This window comes from Marinomonas sp. 63XJN7_9_ISO-PGPR-S23-217, from assembly GCF_056173515.1.
In genome coordinates this window covers 1,461,120-1,482,500 of record NZ_CM149678.1, presented here as the reverse complement: position 1 = coordinate 1,482,500, position 21,381 = coordinate 1,461,120, and the positions used below count along the sequence as shown (strand labels likewise).

Below are 21,381 nucleotides of genomic sequence, written 5' to 3'. Positions count from 1 at the left end.
TAGTCCTTCACGGTACGGCCAATCCAATGACACACCACCTTGTTGACCCGGCATTTCTTTAGGATCATAAATGGTTTCAAAGGCAACATACTTTGCCTTTGAAGTGGGTTTAAATCGCTTTAAAACATCCGCTAGAGAGACACCAACCCATGGAATAACCATCGACCAAGCTTCAACACATCGATGTCGATAGATACGCTCTTCTAACGCGGATTCTTTAATAATATCGTCAAGGTTGAATACCCCCGTGTTTTCCGCTTCTCCTTCCACTGTCATGGTCCAGGGACGTGTTGTAAAATGTGAGGAGTATTCTGATGGGTCACTTTTACCATAGCCAAATTCGTAAAAGTTATTGTAAGTCGTTGCTACATCATAGGGTGCAACCTTCTCATTTTTACCAAAGGAGGTTTCAGTAATTTTCCCAAAAGCATCTGCCAACACAGCCGGAGGCTTAAGCGGATTGCCACTTTGCAGTGCTGCAAAAACATTGCTTGCCCCCAGCCCAAGTGCAATACCGCCTGACGCCCGCATAAATTGACGACGATTGAGATAGACTTGCAGATCTGTCACTTCAGATTCTAAACAATCTGACGCTTTTTTATTTTTAATAATCATCTCGATACCCTTTATTCAGTCAACAAATAGACTGCTTATTGTTAGGATAGTTCCTCTACATCAAAAAAAGGCCCTCTCACATTGCCGCAAGAGAGCCTTGACCTTGATTTTTAAGTATCAAGTTAACGAAATTTTGCCGAGACTCTGCCCATCAGCCCCCATAGTCCATAAAGACAGAACAAGCCCATTAAGACAATGGCAGGTTCCAGAGCGGCGATAACGAAAGCCAATACTGCAATAAGCAGCACGACAAAAGGCACTCGCCCCTTCAAATCAAGGTCTTTAAAACTACGATATTTGACGCTACTCACCATAAGCAAACCGACGATAGGCACAAGCAATGCCATTACTTCGGCTAGGCTCGCACCCGTTATTCCCGAATCGTTTGCCGCCCAGATCACACCCGCAACAATGGCAGCAGCTGCAGGACTAGGCAACCCAGTAAAATAGCGTTTGTCTTCCAAACCAATCATCGTATTGAATCGTGCCAAACGCAGCGCTGCCCCAACGGCATATATAAAGGCAGCGATCCAACCGACTTTTCCCAAAGGCGCTAACGCCCAAGTAAAGGCGACCAACGCGGGCGCCAATCCAAAAGACACCATGTCAGCAAGAGAATCATACTGAGCACCGAAGGCACTCTGAGTTCTTGTCATGCGGGCCACTCTGCCATCTAAACCGTCAAATACCATTGAAATAAAGATGGCGACAGCCGCATGGGTAAAATTCCCATTCATTGCCGCGATAATGGAATAGAAACCTGAAAAAAGTGCCGCTGTTGTAAACAGATTAGGTAACAAATACACCCCTTTATGAGGCTGCTTCAACTCAACACTGTCTTCACTATCCAGTTCGTCTGATGAATCATGTAATGAACGCTTTTCTGTTTCGTCTACCGACATTTCAAATACCTTTTCGAGGGATTTCTTCATTAAATTAACTTAGCAAAAGAACGTTTAGCCGCTTCGATTGTATAATCAATATCTTCATTTGTGTGGGCCTGCGAGATAAAACCAGCCTCAAAGGCAGCGGGAGCAAAGTACACCCCTTCTTCCAGCATAAAATGAAAGAACTTTTTAAAACGCTCAATATCACACTGTTGAACTTCTGCAAAACTCGTCACTTTATCAGCCTTGGTAAAGAAAAAGCCGAACATGCCACCTTCGTTCACCACACAAAACGGTACACCTTGCTCATCAGCCACCCGCTTTAAGCCGGTCACTAATCTATGTGCTTTTTCCTCTAACTGTGCATGGAAACCCGGCTCGCTAATTTTGTTCAATACCGTCAACCCTGCCACCATAGCAACAGGGTTACCTGATAAGGTACCCGCCTGATACACAGGCCCTAAAGGCGAAATATGTTCCATAATGGTACGTTTACCACCAAACGCACCAACCGGCATGCCAGCGCCAATAACTTTACCTAAGGTTGTTAAATCAGGGACAACACCAAAGCGCTCCTGGGCGCCGCCCAAGGCCACTCTAAAACCTGTCATCACCTCATCAAAAATCAATACGGCGCCAGACTCATCACAAACTTGACGTAATGTTTCTAAGAACCCCTCAACAGGAGGAACACAGTTCATATTGCCAGCCACTGGCTCAACAATAATACAAGCAATTTGCTCGCCAATATCAGCAAAACATTCTTTAACTTCTTGGCTATCATTGTATTGCAGGGTAACAGTATGCTGAGCAAGATCTGCTGGTACTCCTGGTGAATTCGGCACGCCAAGCGTCAACGCACCAGACCCAGCTTTCACTAACAACGAGTCAGAGTGACCATGATAGCATCCCTCAAACTTCACAATTTTATCTCGCCCGGTGTAGCCACGCGCCAAGCGGATTGCACTCATGGTGGCTTCTGTCCCCGAGTTCACCATACGAACCATATCCATAGAGGGTACAAGCTCACAGACTTTTTCTGCCATAGCGATTTCTACTTCGGTTGGGGCACCGAAACTCAAACCGTCTTCAATTTGTTCGCGAACAGCCGACAAAACATCTGGATGTGAATGCCCCAAAATCATTGGTCCCCAAGAACCAACATAGTCGATATAGCGTTTTTTATCTTCATCATAAAGATAAGCGCCCTGCCCTTTTTGAAAAAACAAAGGGGTTCCACCAACACCGTTAAAAGCTCGTACTGGTGAATTGACGCCACCAGGAATACGGTGTTGGGCGCGTGCGTATAAATCTTCTGATCGACTCATAATTCCTCTAATTTATCAATTTAAATACAGTAATAGGTTAATGCAAAGTCACGCACCAACTTAACTTAAAACGGTTTAACAACCACTAATATAACAATAGCAATTAACAAAATAACAGGCAGCTCGTTAAACCAACGATAAAAGACATGACTTCGAGTATTACGATCTTCTGCAAACTTTTTCAGTAACCGACCACAAGCATGATGATAACCTAACAATATCAACACTAACGCAAGCTTGGCATGAAACCAACCAGCATGCATATAGTAAGAGGGATTGTATGATACCAGCCATACACCAAACACAATGGTCGCAATCGCTGATGGCGTCATAATGCCTCGGTATAACTTACGCTCCATTATTTTGAAGCGAGCAATACTTTCAGCGTCTGTACTGTTTGCGTGATAGACAAATAAACGAGGTAAATAAAACAGTGCTGCAAACCAGCACACTAAAGAAATAATATGAAACGCTTTAACCCACAACATCCTAACGATCCTTAAATAAAAACTGATCCATCGTCCGACGAGAAATGACACTGACTTGGTGAGATTTAGAAAATACCACCAAGACATCAGACGCCTGTGTTTGATGAAACCAATCCGCAACAGAGGCCAACGAGTCGGGATCCTCAATTTCATCGATAGAGGTAGACTCAACCGCTTCAAGAAGGTTCATCAGTATATGATCACCATCTGCAACAAGCCAAGGCTGGGGCCCCTGATTCAAGGCTTCAAGAGCTTCTAACATATGAGCGCGTCTGGCGATACGCCAATTATCATCCACTCTAAAAGCCGCGAAGTCTAGGGTACTTGCCCCTAAATCTTTTACTTCTTCTGGGGAAGCATAAGCAGGTAATACAACCACCTCCTCTGACACAGGCTGAACACTGTGTAACATAAGATGGTGCTTAAACGGATTTAATGTGTGGGACAAGCCTGCAAAATGCAGCCGCGACACAAATACCGACTCTTCTTGAAAGATCAATCTCATGATCAAGCAGGCTAATACAATCACGAATAAAGCAGGCACAATCGCCTCAGAAGAGTGGGTCATTTCCACCACGGTAATCAGTGCTGTTAAAGGGGCTTGGAAACAAGCCGCCATCATGCCAGCCATACCCAACAAAGCAAACAAAGCTAACTCATGATGAATACCCATCCCCTCACCAAAGACGAAGGCCACTTGAACCCCCGCTACGCCCCCAATAATTAACGTCGGTCCAATCATGCCACCAGGAATGCCTAATCCAATGGTAAAAGACGTGAGCAGTGTTTTCGCTACTAAAAAAACCAACAAGGAATACATCAAGGTTTCACCTGACAAGACCTTAACCAGAGGATCATACCCTCCACCCAAAATATCAGGTAAGTAATAAGCAGCCAAAGATGTAACCATCGCCACTAGAGAAAATCGTGTCCAGATAGGTAACCGACTTAAAGGCCATAGTATTTTTTGCACTCGATTAAAAAGCAATGCTAAAACAACGATGGAGAGTACCAACGTTAAACATGCCAGTAAGAGATCTAGATTTAGTAAGGTGGCAGAAAAGTTATTGACTCGAAAAACACTTAGTGCCCCTAAAAAGTATTGACTGACCAACATCCCCGCCACGGAGGAAAGTAAAACAGGCAGCACATATTGCACGCGGTATTCTAAAAAAATAACTTCAAAGGCAAATAAAACACCCCCTAAAGGGGTTTGAAAGGACGCCGCTATTGCACCAGAAACACCACAAGCCAATAAGGTTTCAACACCAAATTGGGGTAATCGATTACGTTGGGCTAGCAAACTACCAAAGGTTGCTCCTATATGAACAGCCGGGCCTTCTTTACCGATGGATAATCCACCCGCTAAAGCAATGGCAACTGAGAAAAATTGCACAACGCCATTCACCACGGGTAATACTCCCTGATGATAATTCAAACGCTCAATGACATACGGAATGCCTAGCTTGTGATATTTAGCAGGCAGCCAAATGAAAAATACGACCAATAAAAAGCAGGAGATAATGGGTAATAAAGCTCGCTGCCAATCAGGCAATGCCGCAAAACCATCTCCGCCACCAAACATAAAATGTTCCGCAGGCCATTGAACAAGCCAATAAAGCAGCACCATCAGTAAGCCACTTAAGATGCCACACACAGCCCCTAGCCAAGACAACAAAAGTAAATCTTCGTTACCCTTAATATTTTTGAACCATTTATCCTTTAGATTTAACGGAGTCAGAGCCTCACCTCACTCAGGAAGATATTATAAATGACAGACTAGCACACTTTATAATGATACAGATCTAATAACGATCTAATCGTCTTGCTAGACACATATGCGTCACTACTTTATGGATATTCGGCCAAGAATCAATATCACTACGAATATCATGAAGACGGCTCATAGTTGCTGCTTCTACTAATAGAATAAGATCTATATCCCCACTAATAGAATGTGCTAGCTTTATTTCAGGCACCCTATCAATATACGGCTGAACAAGCTGGCATGATAGAGGACGAAAGGTCAGTGCCAAATAAGCAGTAACAGTTTGGCTAGAGTCTGCTTTAATATGCGCATGATACCCCGTAATCATGCAATTTTCCTCTAAACGTCTAATTCGATCCGCAACCGCCGAACGAGACAAATTGATTTGTTTACTTAGTTCAGTAACAGAACGTCTTGCATCATCAACTAACAGAGCAATTAACTTTTGATCGTATTTATCTAATTGCATATATTACAACTCTTTATATGTTCAACACTCATATCGGTAATCTTTCCGTAACCCGCAATATGAGCGCCATTCCGTGAAAATGACGGGATATCCCCTCTGTTTGCAAGGTCCACTATCACACTCATTCCCCTATGATGCTCTTATTCATTCATGTTCACCTTGATTATCAGGATAATCCCATGAAATACCAGAAAACCTTAGGGCCGATTCAAGGCATGGCAATGACTGTCACGACGTTTGTCGGAACTGGACTCATGCTATTACCTGCTTTATCAGTTACTCAGTCAGGGGCTTTTTCCTTCTATGCCTGGCTAATAACCGCATTTATTTCTCTTCCCATTGCGTTTGTCTTTGCGTTTCTCGGTAGCCGATTCCCCTCCGCCGGAGGCGCATCGCATTATATTGGTAAACAGTTTGGAGAAACAGCAGAGCGAGCTGTAGGTTGGCTATTTCTCAGCATTTTATTAGTTGGTCCAACCGTAGCAATCAAAATTGCAGCGGCGTATCTTGCCGTAGCACTCAACTTAGACGAACACTACATTTTTGCTCTAAGCATTGTGACCTTACTTATTATGACACTGTATGCCTTGGCAGGAGCTGAGAACTCTTCTAAAGCACAAGTCTACATTGTCGTCATGTTAATTCTCTGCGTTATTAGCCTCGCTTGGAAAGGCAACTTAAGCGCAGCCACGGCCTCTATAGAAACACCCCATGATTGGGTAAGTTGGAAAACAACGCTATTATCCATTGGTAGCATATTCTGGTGTTTTCTTGGTTTAGAAGTCATGGCTCACTTAGGAGCAGAATTTAAAAACCCTGCGCGGGATTTTCCGATCGCTCTATTTGGTGGTATGGCCATTGTAGTGCTTCTATATCTCATCGTCGTATTATTAGTCAGCTATCATCACACCTATGGCGATGACCTTACTAACAGTCAATCGCTCGCCTTATTAGTTGGCCATCTATTTGGTGAAAACAGTAAGCGCTTCTTTGCTGGCGCAGCCTTTATCATCGCCTTTACAAATGTCGGTATGTATCTGATCGGATTTGCTCGAATGGTTCAGACTCTGGCAGCAAAAGGAGCCCTTCCCTCAACCTTTGCCCCCTTATCGAAAAAAGGCTCCCCCACTCGGGCGGTCATCCTTGTTAGCTTGGTAAGCTTACTTTCCTTGCTTACCTTTCATTATACCGATGGCGCTATGAGTATGTTAATAGAGATGACCAATGGTGCGTTTATTTTGATTTATGGCCTGACCTCGATCACGGGATTACATCTATTAAAAGGCAAATACCGACTCTTTGCCGTCTTGGCTTGCGTTTCCTGTCTGTTGATCGCTTCCTTCATGGGGACGAACCTGCTCTTTGCGCTCAGTGCCTTCTTACTCGCCATACTGTTTGAGCACTACAAAGACAGAAAAAGACGCATTCATGCCCCAAAAATTCATGTACAATAATCCCTATTAAGTAGAACATTTACCAGACATGTCTAAGGACATGACCCTATTAGCAGGAGAGTAATATGCCACTATTAGACAGTTTTCGCGTAGACCATACACGTATGCATGCCCCAGCCGTTCGAGTTGCAAAATCCATGTCGACACCAAAAGGCGATGATATCACCGTCTTCGACTTACGTTTTTGTGTACCAAACGAAGAAATCCTTTCTGAAAAGGGCATTCACACACTAGAACATTTGTTTGCTGGCTTCATGCGCGAACACCTAAATAGCGATAGTGTTGAAATCATCGATATTTCACCAATGGGTTGCCGAACTGGCTTCTATATGAGCCTTATTGGTACTCCCTCTGAAGAAGAAGTCGCAGCGTCTTGGAAAGCCGCCATGGGAGACGTATTGAAAGTAAAAAGCAAAGGAGACATTCCAGAGCTTAACGAATACCAATGTGGCACTTATGAAATGCACTCTTTAGAAGAAGCGCAAGACATTGCGAAGATGATTCTAGACCGTGATGTAAAAGTAAATAGCAACGAAGAGTTGTACCTGAGCGAAGAGTTCTTAAAAGAACACAGCTAAGATCTGTTGCCATCTATGCACAAATAAAAGGCGGCTCAATGTCGCCTTTTTTAGGTTGAAAAATCTAGGGGATTTTAAATCAGCATTCGACTGATTTATTTTCTTTCCATTTAAAGAAACATTAACTTCGACTCGAAGAGGCCAGTAACATACTCGCAAGTACGAATAAGCTTCCCATTCCCTTATTCAGCCTAAGCATGCCTTTTTGGCTTTTTATCAAACGCCGAATCTGTTTACCACTCACCGCATAAATATAGGCAGCAATAAACTCACACAGAATAAATGTCATGCCAATTACAAAAAACTGAGGGGCAACTGGACTGTTCAAATCAAGAAGTTGTGGAAAAATCGCAGTAAAAATCAAAATGGCTTTGGGGTTACTGATCGCAATCATAAATTCTTGTCGAATTCTGGGAAAGTGCCCACGAGAAACGACACTGTTTTCTGACTCGTGTTCATCCAGCGTCATCGCAGCACTACGCCATGTTTTAATGCCAATATAGAGTAGATAAGCAACACCAGCCCACTTAACCATGTTAAACCAGAACATGGATGACACAATGACAGCGCCTAACCCCAAGGCGGACACTGTCATCAAAATCATAAAGGCAAGATTACGTCCAGATGCGGCAGCTACTGCTTTTCTCGGCCCTACCTGCATTCCGTTATACATGGCAGTAAAATTATTTGGCCCTGGAGACAAAGCCAACAATAATAAAAAAGGTGCAGTAACCAACCAAAGATGCCAGCTCATCATTTCTTCCCTTCTAGACCCTAGAAAATTGATCAATGATCAATGATCAAACAATAACGAAATCGTTATAGGAGTGCAATTTGCTATTACTCCGTGAAGACATTACGACAAGCTTTATCCAACAACCCCGTATTTTGGACAAAAAAATCGGAGCCAATGCTCCGATAATTTAACTGCCTATAAAAAGGGAATTAAGCACGTGTTGCCATGGCTAGAAATGCGCTCGCCGCAACAAATATCCCCCCCATACCACGGTTGAGGTTTTTCATTCCCTTAGGACTACGGATCAAACGTCGAATTTGTTTGCCACTCATAGCATAGACATAAGCCGCAATAAATTCTGTCATACAAAAAGTCAGTCCCATCCAAAAAAACTGCATGGGAACAGGCCGAGTTAAATCCAGCATTTGAGGGAAAATAGCGGTAAACAACAACACCGCTTTAGGGTTACTAATCGCCACTAAAAACTCTTGGCGTATTCTTGCCCTATGACCTCGTTTCGCCCTCGTACCATTTTCCATTTCATGTTCTTCAAGCACTACTGACGCACTGCGCCACGTTTTTACACCCACGTAAAATAGGTACAGCACCCCAACCCATTTCACAACGCTAAACCAAAATGCAGAAGAGACAATGATGGCACCCAGACCAAGCGCCGAAATCAGCATCAAAATACTGAAGGCAACATTGCGCCCTACCACAGCAATTACCGCTTTCGTGGCACCCACCTGGATACCATTGTGCATAGCGGTAAAATTATTTGGCCCTGGCCCTAAAGAAAGCAACATCAACAATGGTGCCATAGCCAACCACATACTAAACGTCATAGAAATTTATACCCTATAAAAAGACAAACCGCAGTAAGAAGACTGCGGTTAGAATGATTTTTCACTTGAAGTCTAATAGCCGTTAAAACAACACATTAAAAACACCATCAGACCTCTGAATTCGGGCGCAACTTTACCCTGTAATTCCGCCTGTGTCAGCCCACACGGGAGCCTTTTACTACAGAAAAAAGTGCAGTTATTAAGGTTATTGAATATCGCGACAATAACAGCTAATGAGACGATGGAAACAAACCAAAGGAAGACAATGGATTTACTTTAGAATCAAAGGAAAACGCTCGGCAAAACTTTTTATTTTAACTTCTGGTGAGTCCTTCAAGCCTATAAAATAGGCTCTCCTATCCGCTCAAGAGCGACTTAACACTATGAAGGATGATTCACCATTATGCTCATTTCACAGCTATTTTTATGGACAACCGCAGCAATTTGGGGCTTTGCTTTCGTTGCTCAAACAGTGGGGATGGACAGCTTAGGGCCATATAGTTTTAACGCCGCACGTTTTCTATTAGCCACCTTATCTTTACTGCCACTACTGTTTATTTTTAAATCAAAGCAGCAACAGGATAAGAAGCATTTGTGGTTAGGTGGTATTTTAGGAGGAACCTGTCTGTTCTTTGGCTTTACGTTTCAGCAAGTTGGCTTGCAATATACAACGGCAGGTAACGCGGGTTTTATCACCAGTATGTATATTGTCTTTGTGCCTATCGTAGGCATATTACTTAAGCATAAGGTAGAGCCTCATACTTGGTTGGGCATTATTTTAGCACTCATTGGCTTATATTGCTTAACGATTGGCCCGCACCTCAATATCAATAAAGGCGATGCGATTGAACTGATTGGTACTCTGTTTTGGACAGGGCATGTCATCATTATCGGCTATTTTTCTCGCTATGTTTCGGCCGTTCCGTTGTCCATCATTCAGTTTCTCATAGCAACCATCTTGGGCACTGTGACCGCTTTTTTCACAGAATCGCCGACTCTAGCTGACTTTGAAATGGCATGGTGGCCATTGGTATACACCGGTGTTGCTTCATCCGGCATTGCCTTCACCTTACAAACCCTTGGTCAACGTAATGTATCGGCCAGTATCAGCGCCTTAATCTTATCGTCCGAAGCAGTATTTGCCCTCATCGGCGGATGGCTTTTGATGAACGAAGTGTTATCAACACGCGCCTTAATCGGCTGCGGATTCATTTTATTGGGCATGATCATCAGCCAGTGGCCACGCCAAACTAAAGCTGCCGTTGTCCCGGTTTCTTAGGCCCCCCCAATCTCACTCTGTCACTTGATCAATACCAAGTGGCATTTTTCGATCAACGGGCGTCGATAAAATCATCATCGTATTGGTATCACTTAAATCAATTAAGCGCTCTAGCAGTTCATCCAATAAGGACATAGAGCGCACGGCCACCTTTAAAATAAAGGCATAAGGCCCTGTGACATTGTGGCATGAGATCACCTCATCCAGACTTAAAACCAGCGCTTTAAATTCACGCTCTTTGGTTCGGTAAACCTGACATTCAACTAATGCTGTAATGGGAATACCAACTTTTTCCAAGTTGATTTTTGCACCATAGCCCGTAATAACGCCCGATTCTTCCAGTTTGCGCACTCGCTCTGCAACTGCTGGCGCAGAGAGGTGAACCAGTTTTCCTAACTCGGCATAGGTTAGGCGAGCATTTTCTTCCAATGCTTTGAGTAACTTCCAACTCGTTCTATCGATCTCCATCCACCGTATCCCTTTACTATCAATAAATTTCCACCAGCCAATTCCGACATGACATATAAAAAAAACCGCGAACAAGCGCGGTTTTTATGACAGTAATTTTATGCATCGCAGCTATAGAGACAATGTCTTTTCACCACGAGCAACACCGGATACACCAGTACGCACCACTTCCAGTAAATGCGCACCACCCAATGCTTGTAAGAAACCATCTAGCTTGTCGGATTCGCCAACGACTTGAATCGTATAAATAGAGGGCGTCATGTCAACAATATTACCGCGGAAAATATCTACGGTACGTTTCACTTCCGCCCGTTGCGCGCCAGTGGCACGAACTTTTACTAACATCAACTCTCGCTCGATGTGCTGACCTTCCGTTAGATCCACCAGCTTAACCACATCGATCAACTTATTTAGCTGCTTGGTAATTTGCTCAACCACTTGATCTGAACCAAACGTTGTCAGTGTCAAACGAGATAAAGTGCCATCTTCCGTCGCGGCGACGTTCAAAGACTCAATGTTAAAGTTACGCTGAGAAAACAAACCAACCACGCGCGACAAAGCACCGGGCTCATTTTCCATCAATACAGAAATAATATGTCGCATGTTAGGTTCGCTCCGTCTTGCTCAAGAACATATCACGCATAGAGCCACGAGGCACTTGCATTGGATAAACGTGTTCTTCTGGGTCCACATAGCAATTGATGAAAACCAACTGATCGGTCATAGCAAAAGCTTCTTCCATCTTACTATCAAGCTCATCTTTACTACGAATTTCGACGTATTTATGACGATAAGCGTCCATTAATACTTTAAAATCCGGTAACGAATCCAAGTAAGAATTAGAATAGCGCCCTTCATAGTTCATATCTTGCCATTGACGAACCATGCCAAGGTAACCATTGTTTAGACACAGAATTTTCACTGGCAAACCGTACTGCAAGCAGGTAGAAAGCTCTTGAATATTCATTTGAATACTGCCTTCACCAGTGACACATACAACGGTTTCTTGCGGAAAACTCATTTTGATGCCCATCGCCGCAGGCAAACCAAAGCCCATCGTACCCAGACCACCTGAATTCACCCAGCGATTTGGTTTATCAAATTTATAGTACTGAGCGGTAAACATCTGATGCTGACCAACATCTGAGGCAACATAAGCATCGCCTTTTGTTGCGCGCCAGCATGCTTCAATGGCTGCCTGAGGTTTGATTTTTTCACTGCTGGTATCATAGCGACCACCATGAACAGAACGCCATTCAGTAATTTGTTTCCACCAATTAACCAACGCCTCTGTATTCGAAGTTTGCCCCTCTATTAAGGACAACATTTCTTCAAGTACCTGCTGTACAGGGCCAACAATAGGCACATCTGCACGAATAGTTTTTGAGATCGCCGCAGGATCAATATCAATATGAATGATTTTGGCACTAGGGCAAAACTTATCAGGATCATTGGTGACACGGTCATCAAAACGAGCACCCACAGCTAAAATGACATCGCTGTGATGCATGGTCATATTAGCCTCATAGGCACCGTGCATACCTAACATCCCTACAAACTGACGATCTGTTGCTGGATAACACCCCAAGCCCATTAAAGTGTTGGTCACAGGGAAATTCATGGTTTTGGCAAGAGTCGTCAGTAAGTCGGACGCCCCCCCCATGATCACCCCACCACCTGCATAGATAATGGGGCGTTTTGCTGCCAACAACAGATCTACCGCTTTTTTAATTTGGCCACTGTGACCTTTTGTGGGCGGCGTATAGGAACGAATAGAAACAGATTCAGGATATTTGTACTCGTATTTGTCCCCTGGCATGGTCATGTCTTTTGGCACGTCGATGACCACTGGGCCTGGACGACCTGTGCTGGCAATGTGATATGCCTTTTTCATAATCATTGGAATTTCAGCAGGATGCTTCACGGTGAAACTGTGTTTCACAATAGGACGAGACACCCCTATCATATCGGTTTCCTGGAAGGCATCTTCACCGATCAAGTAACTCATTACCTGACCACAAATGACCACCATAGGAATGGAGTCCATATAAGCCGTTGCAATCCCTGTCACTGTATTGGTCGCGCCAGGCCCGGAAGTCACAAGCACCGTGCCAGGCTTACCTGTTGCACGCGCATAACCATCGGCCATGTGCGTTGCGGCCTGTTCATGTCTTACCAGAACGTGCTTTACATCGGATTGACGATGCAAGGCATCGTAAATATGAAGAGCGGCACCGCCCGGATAACCATAGATATACTCAACTCCCTCATCTTTAAGGAAGCGGGCGATCATTTCGCCACCAGATAATAACTCCACTTTGTTACCCTCTATAGTATTCATCTGTCTGCTAATTCTAATCATCATGTTAGTGCAGCTATTGTAACCGCATACGACAAACAGATTAAAGTTGATAAAACGAAGTTTGCTAAACTAATGAGGCAACCAGAACAAAAGTAACACTCAAACGCAATAAATCGCAGTTTTTACACTGTCCGCGTCTTTTCGCGAGGGGAATAAAATACGGTATACTTAACCCTATTCTATTTGTGCTAATCAGAGGTCTATCTGATTGAGATGGGCTGATTGGCCCATAGAAAGAAGTCATCGACAGGGTGTTGTCGAATAAATTGAACCCTGATTTTCGCAACACAACCAGAGACTGTCAACTAGAATATCTCTATACTAAGAAAAAGAGCGCGGATAAGACTTGCCCTAAAAAACACTTCGTGGTGTGATAGCGGCATAATTTGACTAGGAGTTTTGAACATGGCTAACGAACTGAGCCAACAACGAATTATTGATGAATTCTTACGTTGTTTCCGAAAAATGTTAATGGATCCTGAGCTTGCTGGGGAGTTAATTCGTATTGCGAAAGAGAATATTCGCGAACCGAATGCGTACCAACGCATTGCCGAAGAAGTCTCTAATCAAACGACCATAAAAATACAAGAAAATCACACCGAAGCCGACCGCATGTTCATCAAGCTACTGATGGATGTGGTAAAAGGCGATTCACAGCTTTATTGATTGTTTAGTGATTGATTGCTTCTGGTTAGACGGCAAGATGGCCGTCTAACCCCATCGCTGTCTTACCTTACAAATACCGATTGGTTATTCTCTTGTTACCACCTGCACTTTCTCATCCCGACAATCTGACCAACTTAGTAGACCAGATAAAATGCTGGGCCACTGAACTGGGCTTTGCCGATGCTCGTATTGTCGCCCCCGACCTTGAACAATATAAAGAGGATTTTAACAAATGGTTAGACAGCGGCTATCATGCAGGAATGGATTATTTAGCCAACCATGGCGATATGCGCTTTCATCCAGAGCAGCTACATGTGGGGACTCGTCGGGTAATTTCCCTACGTATGCATTATTTGCCGCAGTCAGTCGAAACCGTTGAGCGACTTAAAACAAAAGAAAAGGCCTATATAGCCCGTTATGCCTTAGGGCGAGACTACCACAAACTCATCCGCAAACGTTTAACACAGTTAGCAAAAAAGATTCAAGAAGCAATCGGCGACCATGGCTATCGCGCTTTTGTCGATAGTGCCCCTGTGCTAGAAAGGCAAATTGCTGAACAAGCAGGCATGGGCTGGATTGGCAAAAACACCCTGTTACTCACACCCAAAGCGGGCAGTTGGTTTTTACTGGGGGAAATTTTCACCAACCTCCCCTTACCCGTCGATCAGCCCACCAACACTCGACATTGTGGCAGTTGTTCCGCCTGTTTGACTCAATGCCCAACGGATGCATTTGTTGAGCCTTGGGTACTGGATGCTGGCAAATGTATTTCCTATTTGACCATTGAGCATAAAGGTCCCATTCCTGTTGAACTAAGAAGCAAAATGGGCAATCGAATTTTTGGTTGTGACGACTGCCAACTAGTCTGCCCTTGGACAAAATTTGCCAAACACACCGAAGAAGACGACTTTCAACCCCGACATGATCTGGATTCAGAAGATCTGATCACGTTATTTGCCTGGGACGAAGAGACGTTTTTAAAAAATACTGAAGGGTCACCGATCAGGCGAACTGGCTATGAAAATTGGCGACGAAACATTGCGGTGGCATTAGGTAATGCCCCTACTAACAAAGAGACGATAGACGCTCTCAAGAAAGGGCTATTAAGCAGATCTGAATTGGTCAATGAACACATTCACTGGGCCTTAAAACAGCATTTAAGCCAGTAACGCTAAGACAAAGACTTTGCCTTCTCACCCTTATGCATCTAACCTGGTTAAGAAATGCCCTTTTCGTCAGGCCCGGCGTCTACTATGACTTGGTTTCGCCCCATATTTTTGGCCTGATACATGGCTGCATCCGTACGTTTTAATAAACTCATACCGTTCTCTCCAAGCAATAGCTGGGAGGCCCCGACACTCATGGTGACTTGGATAGCAGGATCATCAAAGGACGCCATTTCCAAGCGCTGTCGCAGGGTTTCTGCAATATGTTGTGCCCGTTGGATAGCAATATGAGGCAACAACACAGCAAACTCTTCCCCACCCCAGCGGGCAACAATGCCATCGTCCATCACAACACTTTCAAGCAGCTTGGCGGTAACATATAAAACATGATCCCCCACCTGGTGGCCAAACTGGTCGTTTATTCGTTTAAAATTATCTAAATCAATTAACAAAAGCGATAAGGGCGTTTTTTTATGCTCCGCCATGGCCACATGTTCTCTGAACAGTAGGTCAAAACGCGTTCGATTATAGACCTGTGTTAAAGAATCAGTATTGGCAAGGGTATAGAGTTTTTTATTTAGCTGCACTAAAGTCATATTTTTTTCTTCAAGACTTTGTGTCTTTTGCGCCACTTTTTCCTCTAACTGACTGTTTAACTCAGATAGCTCTCGACGCGAAGCCGCCAAACCATGGATAATTTTATTCATGCCATTAAGTATCCACTGATACTCTAAAAAATGCAGAAACTTGGTATTTCCATACAGCCTTTTTGGATCGTCTAAATTCATCTGACTAAGTTCTTGCTGTATTCCACTGACCGCCTTTCCTAACCCTCTAACGACAAAACAATGCAGTAAGAGCCAGATAACAGCAATCTGAATAAAAAGTAACCCCATATACCAAAGCAACCGATGAACAAACATTCTCCACACTTTATCGTTAGAAACATACACGCAGAGCCGCACTGGTTGCTCTCGCACAGAAAAAGGATAGATCCATGTATCTAAAGCGGACGTTTCCTTATTAATATGATCAAAGATGGGAGTGGAATGATCTGCTGTTTGAAGAAAAACGCCTTTAACACCTTCGTGGTTTAACTGGCGACTCACCTCAAAAAAAAGTCCACTGCTATCAAGAGACAAATTTCCGACGTCTAGGGGCTGTTGATCTTTGTCTGAATTGTGAGCGAAGAAGGTAATCTCGTATAATTTACTTCGCCAAAAACAAATACAACGAGATTACCATGCCCCGATTAATGCTCACTGATGAGATGTGGTCGAAGCTAAAAGCTATTCTGCTTGAAGATAGAGTCTATAACAAGCGAGAGCATCGATACACGATGGAAGGCATTCTTTATCGGTTGCGTGTCGGCTGCCCTTGGCGAGATTTACCAGACTATTTTGGCTTATGGAATACGGTTTACCGTCGTTTTTTACTGTGGTCCAGAAAAGGAATTTTACTCAGGCTATTCAAATCCTTATCGGCCAATAAGGATACGGAATGGGAGTTTCTTGATGGCAGCTATATAAAAGCGCATCAACACAGCTCGGGCGCATCCTCTGAGGAAAATCAAGCGATTGGGCTGAGTCGTGGCGGTAATACAAGCAAAATCCACCTTGCTGTAGACAGTTATGGTTTACCAATAGAGTTCATAATCACAGGCGGAGAAGTTCATGATAGTAAAGTGGCCAATGACCTTATTGAGGTCTTGCCACAAGGAGATTTCATCATTGCGGACAAAGGTTATGACAGTGAAGCGATTCGCGAGAAAGTTCGTCAATGCGGCTCGACTCCAGTCATTCCTAGAAAGCAAAATTCGAAAAAAGGAAACGCCGATATAGATTGGTGTTTATACAAATATCGGCATTTAGTTGAAAATGCGTTTGCTCGGCTCAAACATTTTAGAGCGATAGCCACGCGTTATGATAAGTTGAAAATTCATTTTGAAAGCATGTTAGCGTTAGCTTGCTCGATCATTTGGCTGCCAATGTGAAAGATCAACAGCCCCTAATGAATTCACAGAAGAATCTTTAATTTCCTGAATCAACAAGGCAACCGTCTGATCAACGTGATGCTTCTGTGTTGCTTGTATTTCAACATGATTGGCAAACAGTAGAGCGCCATAGACAATAACACTGATGCAGACATAGCAACCCAATATATTACCTACAACAAAATGGGTAAAACGGGCACACCTAGTCACAGTGAATCCCCAACAACTTGCACCAGCATTAACATCTAGAAGACTGCCCTCTTAATCTTGACCTATCACCCTCTCCAAGCTGCGAAAAAGCCACTGCATTCATTTTGATAGAAACATTTGCATAAACCCAAGCTTGAGTGAACCTTAGCCTATGCACAATTGCCAAACAAAACCCTCTTATTTTCAGATCGTGCAGCCTATCTTTGACTTGGGCTACACGATATAAAGTTTGATACCGTTACCCCCTATTATTCCCCGTTATACCTTATCAACCCTTCTTGGGCGGTCGAAGCTACTAATTGACCACTGCGATTAAAAATCTGCCCTCGCGCAAACCCTCTAGAATGGCTGGCAGATGGCGAGTCTGCCACATATAAGAGCCAATCATCTAAGCAAAAATCACGGTGAAACCAAATAGCATGATCCAAACTGGCAACGTTTAAATGAGGATTATTAATCGAAATCCCGTGTGGTAAAAGTGCGGTTTGAATAAAGCCATAGTCGGTCGTGTAAGCCAACATAGACTGATGTATTAATGGATCATCAGGGAGTGTTTCAACGCTGCGGATCCACATGTGCCGACGCGGCATATCAGGGCGTGGCCGAAACGGATTCTGATTTTCCACTACTCGATACTCTATTGGTCGATCAGCAGTAAACAAGCCTCTGACCTTTTCAGGAATTTCATTGGCGTGAGCACGATATAAACTCAACTCGGATTGAAAACACTCAGGCCCTGGCACATTAGGCATCGCCACCTGATGATCTAAGCCCTTTTCTTCAATATGAAACGACACCGTCATGACCAAAATGCATTTACCAAACTGATTGGCCATAACACGCCGCAAGCTAAAGCTTCGTCCATCACGAACCACTTCGACATGATACTCTATGGGCTGACTGGAATCTCCAGGACGTAAAAAATAGCAATGTAATGAATGAGGGCGGCGATTTTCAACAGTCTGAGTCGCGGCACTCAACCCCTGACCAACCACTTGACCACCGAACACTTTGGGAAATCCAATATCTTGGCTACGCCCCAAAAAATGATGTTCTGATAAGCGCTCCAACTTTAATAAATCAATCAAATGATGAACGACATTATTCATATCACTTCCTCTTCTACCCTACATAGAATTTTAAGGGTATTTTACGACATTCTATAGTGGTAATTATCGAATGAACTGACAACCCAGTTAAATCTGATACACTCATCAATGATAATTCAATTATAAAGTGCATTGTATGACCTAACAGCATCAATGTTAGAATAATCACGGATTTAATAGAGGTAATTCTGTTGGCTACATCATCGTTAATCGATCCATATGGTCGTCGAATTGACTACTTACGTATTTCTGTGACAGATCGCTGTGACTTCCGCTGCACTTACTGTATGGATGAAGACGTCACCTTCATCCCTAAAAGCCATATCCTCTCCTTAGAAGAAGTGGTTCAAGTCGCTAAAACCTTTATCAAAATGGGCACCAAACGCATTCGCATTACGGGTGGCGAACCACTGGTCCGTAAAAACCTTTTATGGGCTTTAGAACAAATCGCTAAGACCGACGGTCTTGAAGAGCTCACTATTACAACCAATGGCTCGCAATTAGAAAAAATGTCACAAGGTTTATTAGATGCTGGCGTCTCTCGTATCAACATCAGCTTAGACACACTCAATGCCGGACGATTTTTCAAACTCACTCGACGTGATAAATTTCAACAAGTCATTAATGGTATAGACAAAGCGACGTCATTGGCATTCAAAAGACTTAAATTGAACAGCGTTATTCTGAAAAACCACAATGATGATGAGATCCAACCTCTTGCTGCGTTTGCTCTTGAACGGGGAATGGACATCAGCTACATCGAAGAAATGCCCTTGGGTATGATTCACGACCATGACCGTGCTGAAGCTTACCTGTCCAGTGATGATATTATCGACAGGCTGAGCCAGCACTTTGCCTTAACGCAATCCAACTTAACCACAGGCGGTCCGACACGTTACTACAATGTAGCAGGTTACCAAAATAAAATCGGCGTTATTTCGCCTCATAGTCATAACTTTTGCAGTGACTGTAACCGTGTTCGTCTGACCGCAGAAGGCCGCTTATTACTATGTCTTGGCAACGAACACTCAAAAGATTTAAAACCTTTTTTACGCCCCCCATCCGTTACACAGGGCGTGTTAGAGGAAGGTATCATCAGCGCCCTTGCTTTAAAACCTTACCAACACCACTTTAACCTTGAAGATCCGCCACAAATTTTGCGTTTTATGAGCGCAACAGGAGGCTAACGAAGGAACCATTATGAGCAAACTTCCAACCCCTTTTCGTCCTTTAAATATCTGTGTCCTTACCGTGTCAGATACACGAACTTTAGCAGAAGACACCTCTGGTGATGCTTTGATCACTATGCTTGAAGCAGCAGGTCATCACTTTATTGAGCGAGCACTCGTTCGAGACGATATTTATGACATGCGTGCTGTTGTTTCCCAGTGGATTGCCGACAAAAAAGTACAGGTTGTCCTAATCACAGGAGGCACCGGCTTTTACTCTAGAGACAGCACTCCAGAAGCGATGATTCCTTTATTTGATAAGCAAGTTGAAGGCTTTGGAGAGCTATTCCGTCAGATATCCTATGAAGAAATCGGCACCTCCACGATACAGTCAAGAGCCGTTGCTGGACTGGCAAATAATACCTTAGTCTTTTGTCTGCCTGGTTCGACTGGCGCTTGTCGAACCGCTTGGAATGGCATTTTAAAAGAACAATTGGATTCGACACATCGTCCCTGTAATTTTGTTGAGCTTTTATTGGGGAAATTCAAGCCGAGCTTACATGAGGTCTAACAGGTATGTCTGAACTTTTACCCTTTGAAGAGGCCTTACATGCCATCGAGCATGGTGTTAGCCAGCAGGTAGCATGCGAATCCATTTTATTAGCGGCCGCATTAAATCGCATTGCGGCGCAGGATATTTGCGCCCAACAAGCGGTTCCCGCTTTTGATAACAGTGCGATGGATGGCTACGCCTTTCGTATTGAGGATTGGCAAAGCGATAAACGCCTTCCCATTAGTCAACGCATTCCTGCCGGTTACGCCCCAGAAAGATTAGCTCCCAATACCTGCGTGCGGATTTTTACTGGTGCTAATATTCCTGCGGGTGCCAATATTGTTGTCATGCAAGAAGAAGCAGACGTCTCAGAACAGGGTGTTCGCTTTCCTTTTTCCAATAACACCTCTCCTAAACAAGGGGATAACATCCGCCCCAAAGGACAAGACATCCAACTAGGGCAAACCGTTCTAGCCAAAGGGACAAAAATCACGCCCATGCACATTGGCCTTTTGTCTAGCCTTGGTCTCACCGAGCTCAAGGTTTTTACGCCGCTTCGAGTCGGCATATTAACCACAGGAGATGAATTAGTCCCAGCAGGTCATCCCCTCCAAGAAGGGCAAATCTACAACTCTAATGGCCCTATGCTAAGTGCCCTTGTTCAGCAATCTGGTTACGTGGTTGCCGATTGTCTTCATGCCGAAGATACTCCTGAGGCGACCGAAAAAGCCATTATAAAATTACTGCAATGCAGCGATGTGATCTTATCATCCGGTGGTGTCTCCGTTGGAGAAGAAGACCATGTAAAAAGCATTTTGCAAAAGCTAGGCTCAGTGCATCTTTGGAAAATTGCCATTAAACCAGGTAAACCATTGGTTCATGCAACCCTAAGTGGCACCCCATTTTTAGGATTACCCGGCAATCCCAGCTCGACATTAGTGACGTATCATTGGTTTGCACGACGTTTATTGGCGAAAAGTGCAGGACAGGCCCTTGATTGTGATAGAGCTTACCCTGTGATCGCAGGTTTTAGTCGAGAAAAAACCATCAAACGGGATGAGTTTATTCGCGTTGCCATTGGTGACGATGGCCTCGCTTATGCTCACCCACAGCAAAGCTCTGGCGCGTTACTTGCCGCCTGCGAAAGCCAAGGCTATTTACATATCAAGGCGCATTCCAAAGTCGAATATGGCAATCACTACGACTTTTACCCTTTTACTGGCTTCTAAACGCCCCAG

The 21,381-nt window shown here is 43.9% G+C and carries 23 protein-coding genes (1 of these 23 cut by a window edge); 9 read left to right on the top strand and 14 right to left on the bottom strand.

All coding sequences use genetic code 11. The features are described from left to right. The 6 genes from msrP to AC0VYI_RS06900 all read right to left on the bottom strand — a co-directional run. Positions 1 to 615 carry the 5' portion of a protein-methionine-sulfoxide reductase catalytic subunit MsrP gene (gene msrP, locus AC0VYI_RS06925; RefSeq protein WP_199477379.1) on the bottom strand. The gene continues 378 nt to the left of window position 1, outside the view, so only the first 615 of its 993 coding nucleotides appear in the window; it begins with the start codon at positions 613 to 615; its stop codon lies off the left edge, out of view. Positions 616 to 737: 122 nt separating this feature from the next. Further along, positions 738 to 1,517 (bottom strand): CDP-diacylglycerol--serine O-phosphatidyltransferase, encoded by a 780-nt coding sequence (gene pssA / locus AC0VYI_RS06920; protein WP_199477388.1) that lies wholly within the window; start codon positions 1,515 to 1,517, stop codon positions 738 to 740. A gap of 29 nt (positions 1,518 to 1,546) precedes the next feature. After that, complete coding sequence (gene hemL, locus AC0VYI_RS06915; RefSeq protein WP_475448211.1) at positions 1,547 to 2,830, bottom strand: glutamate-1-semialdehyde 2,1-aminomutase; 1,284 nt, start codon at positions 2,828 to 2,830, stop codon at positions 1,547 to 1,549. A 65-nt stretch (positions 2,831 to 2,895) separates the two neighbouring features. Then, positions 2,896 to 3,318 (bottom strand): protoporphyrinogen oxidase HemJ, encoded by a 423-nt coding sequence (gene hemJ / locus AC0VYI_RS06910; RefSeq protein ID WP_199477377.1) that lies wholly within the window; start codon positions 3,316 to 3,318, stop codon positions 2,896 to 2,898. 1 nt (position 3,319) lies between these two features. After that, entirely contained in the window at positions 3,320 to 4,996 is a 1,677-nt protein-coding gene (locus AC0VYI_RS06905; protein WP_475448209.1) for a chloride channel protein, read from the bottom strand. Between the two features lie 127 nt (positions 4,997 to 5,123). After that, entirely contained in the window at positions 5,124 to 5,555 is a 432-nt protein-coding gene (locus AC0VYI_RS06900; protein ID WP_475448207.1) for an Lrp/AsnC family transcriptional regulator, read from the bottom strand. 179 nt (positions 5,556 to 5,734) lie between these two features. Between AC0VYI_RS06900 and yjeH the strand changes: the two genes are divergently transcribed. Beyond that, positions 5,735 to 7,009, top strand: coding sequence for an L-methionine/branched-chain amino acid transporter (gene yjeH, locus AC0VYI_RS06895; protein WP_475448205.1), 1,275 nt, complete (start codon positions 5,735 to 5,737; stop codon positions 7,007 to 7,009). 65 nt (positions 7,010 to 7,074) lie between these two features. After that, a complete protein-coding gene (luxS, locus tag AC0VYI_RS06890; protein WP_475448203.1) occupies positions 7,075 to 7,587 on the top strand; it encodes an S-ribosylhomocysteine lyase in 513 nt (170 codons plus the stop codon). Between the two features lie 121 nt (positions 7,588 to 7,708). On the opposite strand, the gene AC0VYI_RS06885 is transcribed toward luxS, so the two are convergent. Both AC0VYI_RS06885 and AC0VYI_RS06880 read right to left on the bottom strand, forming a co-directional pair. Beyond that, a complete protein-coding gene (locus tag AC0VYI_RS06885) occupies positions 7,709 to 8,344 on the bottom strand; it encodes a LysE family translocator (RefSeq protein ID WP_475448201.1) in 636 nt (211 codons plus the stop codon). Between the two features lie 188 nt (positions 8,345 to 8,532). Continuing rightward, positions 8,533 to 9,168 carry a LysE family translocator gene (locus AC0VYI_RS06880; RefSeq protein WP_475448199.1) on the bottom strand — a complete coding sequence of 212 codons (636 nt, stop codon included), beginning with the start codon at positions 9,166 to 9,168 and terminating at the stop codon, positions 8,533 to 8,535. A gap of 403 nt (positions 9,169 to 9,571) precedes the next feature. On the opposite strand from AC0VYI_RS06880, the gene AC0VYI_RS06875 reads away from it, so the two are divergent. Continuing rightward, a complete protein-coding gene (locus AC0VYI_RS06875) occupies positions 9,572 to 10,447 on the top strand; it encodes a DMT family transporter (protein WP_199477371.1) in 876 nt (291 codons plus the stop codon). A 12-nt stretch (positions 10,448 to 10,459) separates the two neighbouring features. On the opposite strand, the gene AC0VYI_RS06870 is transcribed toward AC0VYI_RS06875, so the two are convergent. From AC0VYI_RS06870 to AC0VYI_RS06860, 3 genes are all read right to left on the bottom strand, one after another. Next, positions 10,460 to 10,915, bottom strand: coding sequence for an Lrp/AsnC family transcriptional regulator (locus AC0VYI_RS06870; RefSeq protein WP_475448197.1), 456 nt, complete (start codon positions 10,913 to 10,915; stop codon positions 10,460 to 10,462). A 111-nt stretch (positions 10,916 to 11,026) separates the two neighbouring features. Further along, the gene (ilvN, locus tag AC0VYI_RS06865) at positions 11,027 to 11,518 is read right to left on the bottom strand and encodes an acetolactate synthase small subunit (protein ID WP_067018597.1); all 492 of its coding nucleotides are present in this window, start codon (positions 11,516 to 11,518) and stop codon (positions 11,027 to 11,029) included. A 1-nt stretch (position 11,519) separates the two neighbouring features. After that, positions 11,520 to 13,232, bottom strand: a complete 1,713-nt coding sequence (locus AC0VYI_RS06860) for an acetolactate synthase 3 large subunit (protein WP_475449796.1) — start codon at positions 13,230 to 13,232, stop codon at positions 11,520 to 11,522. A gap of 450 nt (positions 13,233 to 13,682) precedes the next feature. Between AC0VYI_RS06860 and AC0VYI_RS06855 the strand changes: the two genes are divergently transcribed. Together AC0VYI_RS06855 and queG are read left to right on the top strand one after the other, a co-directional pair. Further along, positions 13,683 to 13,943 carry a hypothetical protein gene (locus AC0VYI_RS06855; RefSeq protein ID WP_475431462.1) on the top strand — a complete coding sequence of 87 codons (261 nt, stop codon included), beginning with the start codon at positions 13,683 to 13,685 and terminating at the stop codon, positions 13,941 to 13,943. Between the two features lie 92 nt (positions 13,944 to 14,035). After that, the gene (gene queG / locus AC0VYI_RS06850) at positions 14,036 to 15,112 is read left to right on the top strand and encodes a tRNA epoxyqueuosine(34) reductase QueG (protein ID WP_475448195.1); all 1,077 of its coding nucleotides are present in this window, start codon (positions 14,036 to 14,038) and stop codon (positions 15,110 to 15,112) included. A gap of 47 nt (positions 15,113 to 15,159) precedes the next feature. On the opposite strand, the gene AC0VYI_RS06845 is transcribed toward queG, so the two are convergent. Next, positions 15,160 to 16,218: a GGDEF domain-containing protein gene (locus AC0VYI_RS06845; RefSeq protein WP_475448193.1), complete on the bottom strand. Its 1,059-nt coding sequence runs from the start codon at positions 16,216 to 16,218 to the stop codon at positions 15,160 to 15,162. A 134-nt stretch (positions 16,219 to 16,352) separates the two neighbouring features. On the opposite strand from AC0VYI_RS06845, the gene AC0VYI_RS06840 reads away from it, so the two are divergent. After that, positions 16,353 to 17,102, top strand: coding sequence for an IS5 family transposase (locus tag AC0VYI_RS06840; protein WP_475443627.1), 750 nt, complete (start codon positions 16,353 to 16,355; stop codon positions 17,100 to 17,102). On the opposite strand, the gene AC0VYI_RS06835 is transcribed toward AC0VYI_RS06840, so the two are convergent. Together AC0VYI_RS06835 and AC0VYI_RS06830 are read right to left on the bottom strand one after the other, a co-directional pair. Beyond that, a complete protein-coding gene (locus tag AC0VYI_RS06835; RefSeq protein WP_475448191.1) occupies positions 17,070 to 17,312 on the bottom strand; it encodes a hypothetical protein in 243 nt (80 codons plus the stop codon). The two genes, AC0VYI_RS06840 and AC0VYI_RS06835, sit on opposite strands and share 33 nt — an antisense overlap. Positions 17,313 to 17,560: 248 nt before the next feature. Next, a complete protein-coding gene (locus tag AC0VYI_RS06830) occupies positions 17,561 to 18,421 on the bottom strand; it encodes an acyl-CoA thioesterase (RefSeq protein WP_199477367.1) in 861 nt (286 codons plus the stop codon). A gap of 191 nt (positions 18,422 to 18,612) precedes the next feature. Here AC0VYI_RS06830 and moaA point away from each other — a divergent pair, with 191 nt between their 5' ends. From moaA to AC0VYI_RS06815, 3 genes are read left to right on the top strand one after another with little or no spacing between them, the layout of a single operon-like run. After that, on the top strand, positions 18,613 to 19,608 hold the full coding sequence (gene moaA / locus AC0VYI_RS06825) for a GTP 3',8-cyclase MoaA (RefSeq protein WP_475448189.1): 996 nt from the start codon (positions 18,613 to 18,615) through the stop codon (positions 19,606 to 19,608). A 13-nt stretch (positions 19,609 to 19,621) separates the two neighbouring features. Further along, positions 19,622 to 20,161 (top strand): molybdenum cofactor biosynthesis protein B, encoded by a 540-nt coding sequence (gene moaB, locus AC0VYI_RS06820; RefSeq protein ID WP_199477365.1) that lies wholly within the window; start codon positions 19,622 to 19,624, stop codon positions 20,159 to 20,161. Between the two features lie 5 nt (positions 20,162 to 20,166). Next, complete coding sequence (locus AC0VYI_RS06815; RefSeq protein ID WP_475448187.1) at positions 20,167 to 21,372, top strand: molybdopterin molybdotransferase MoeA; 1,206 nt, start codon at positions 20,167 to 20,169, stop codon at positions 21,370 to 21,372. Positions 21,373 to 21,381 lie beyond the last annotated feature (9 nt).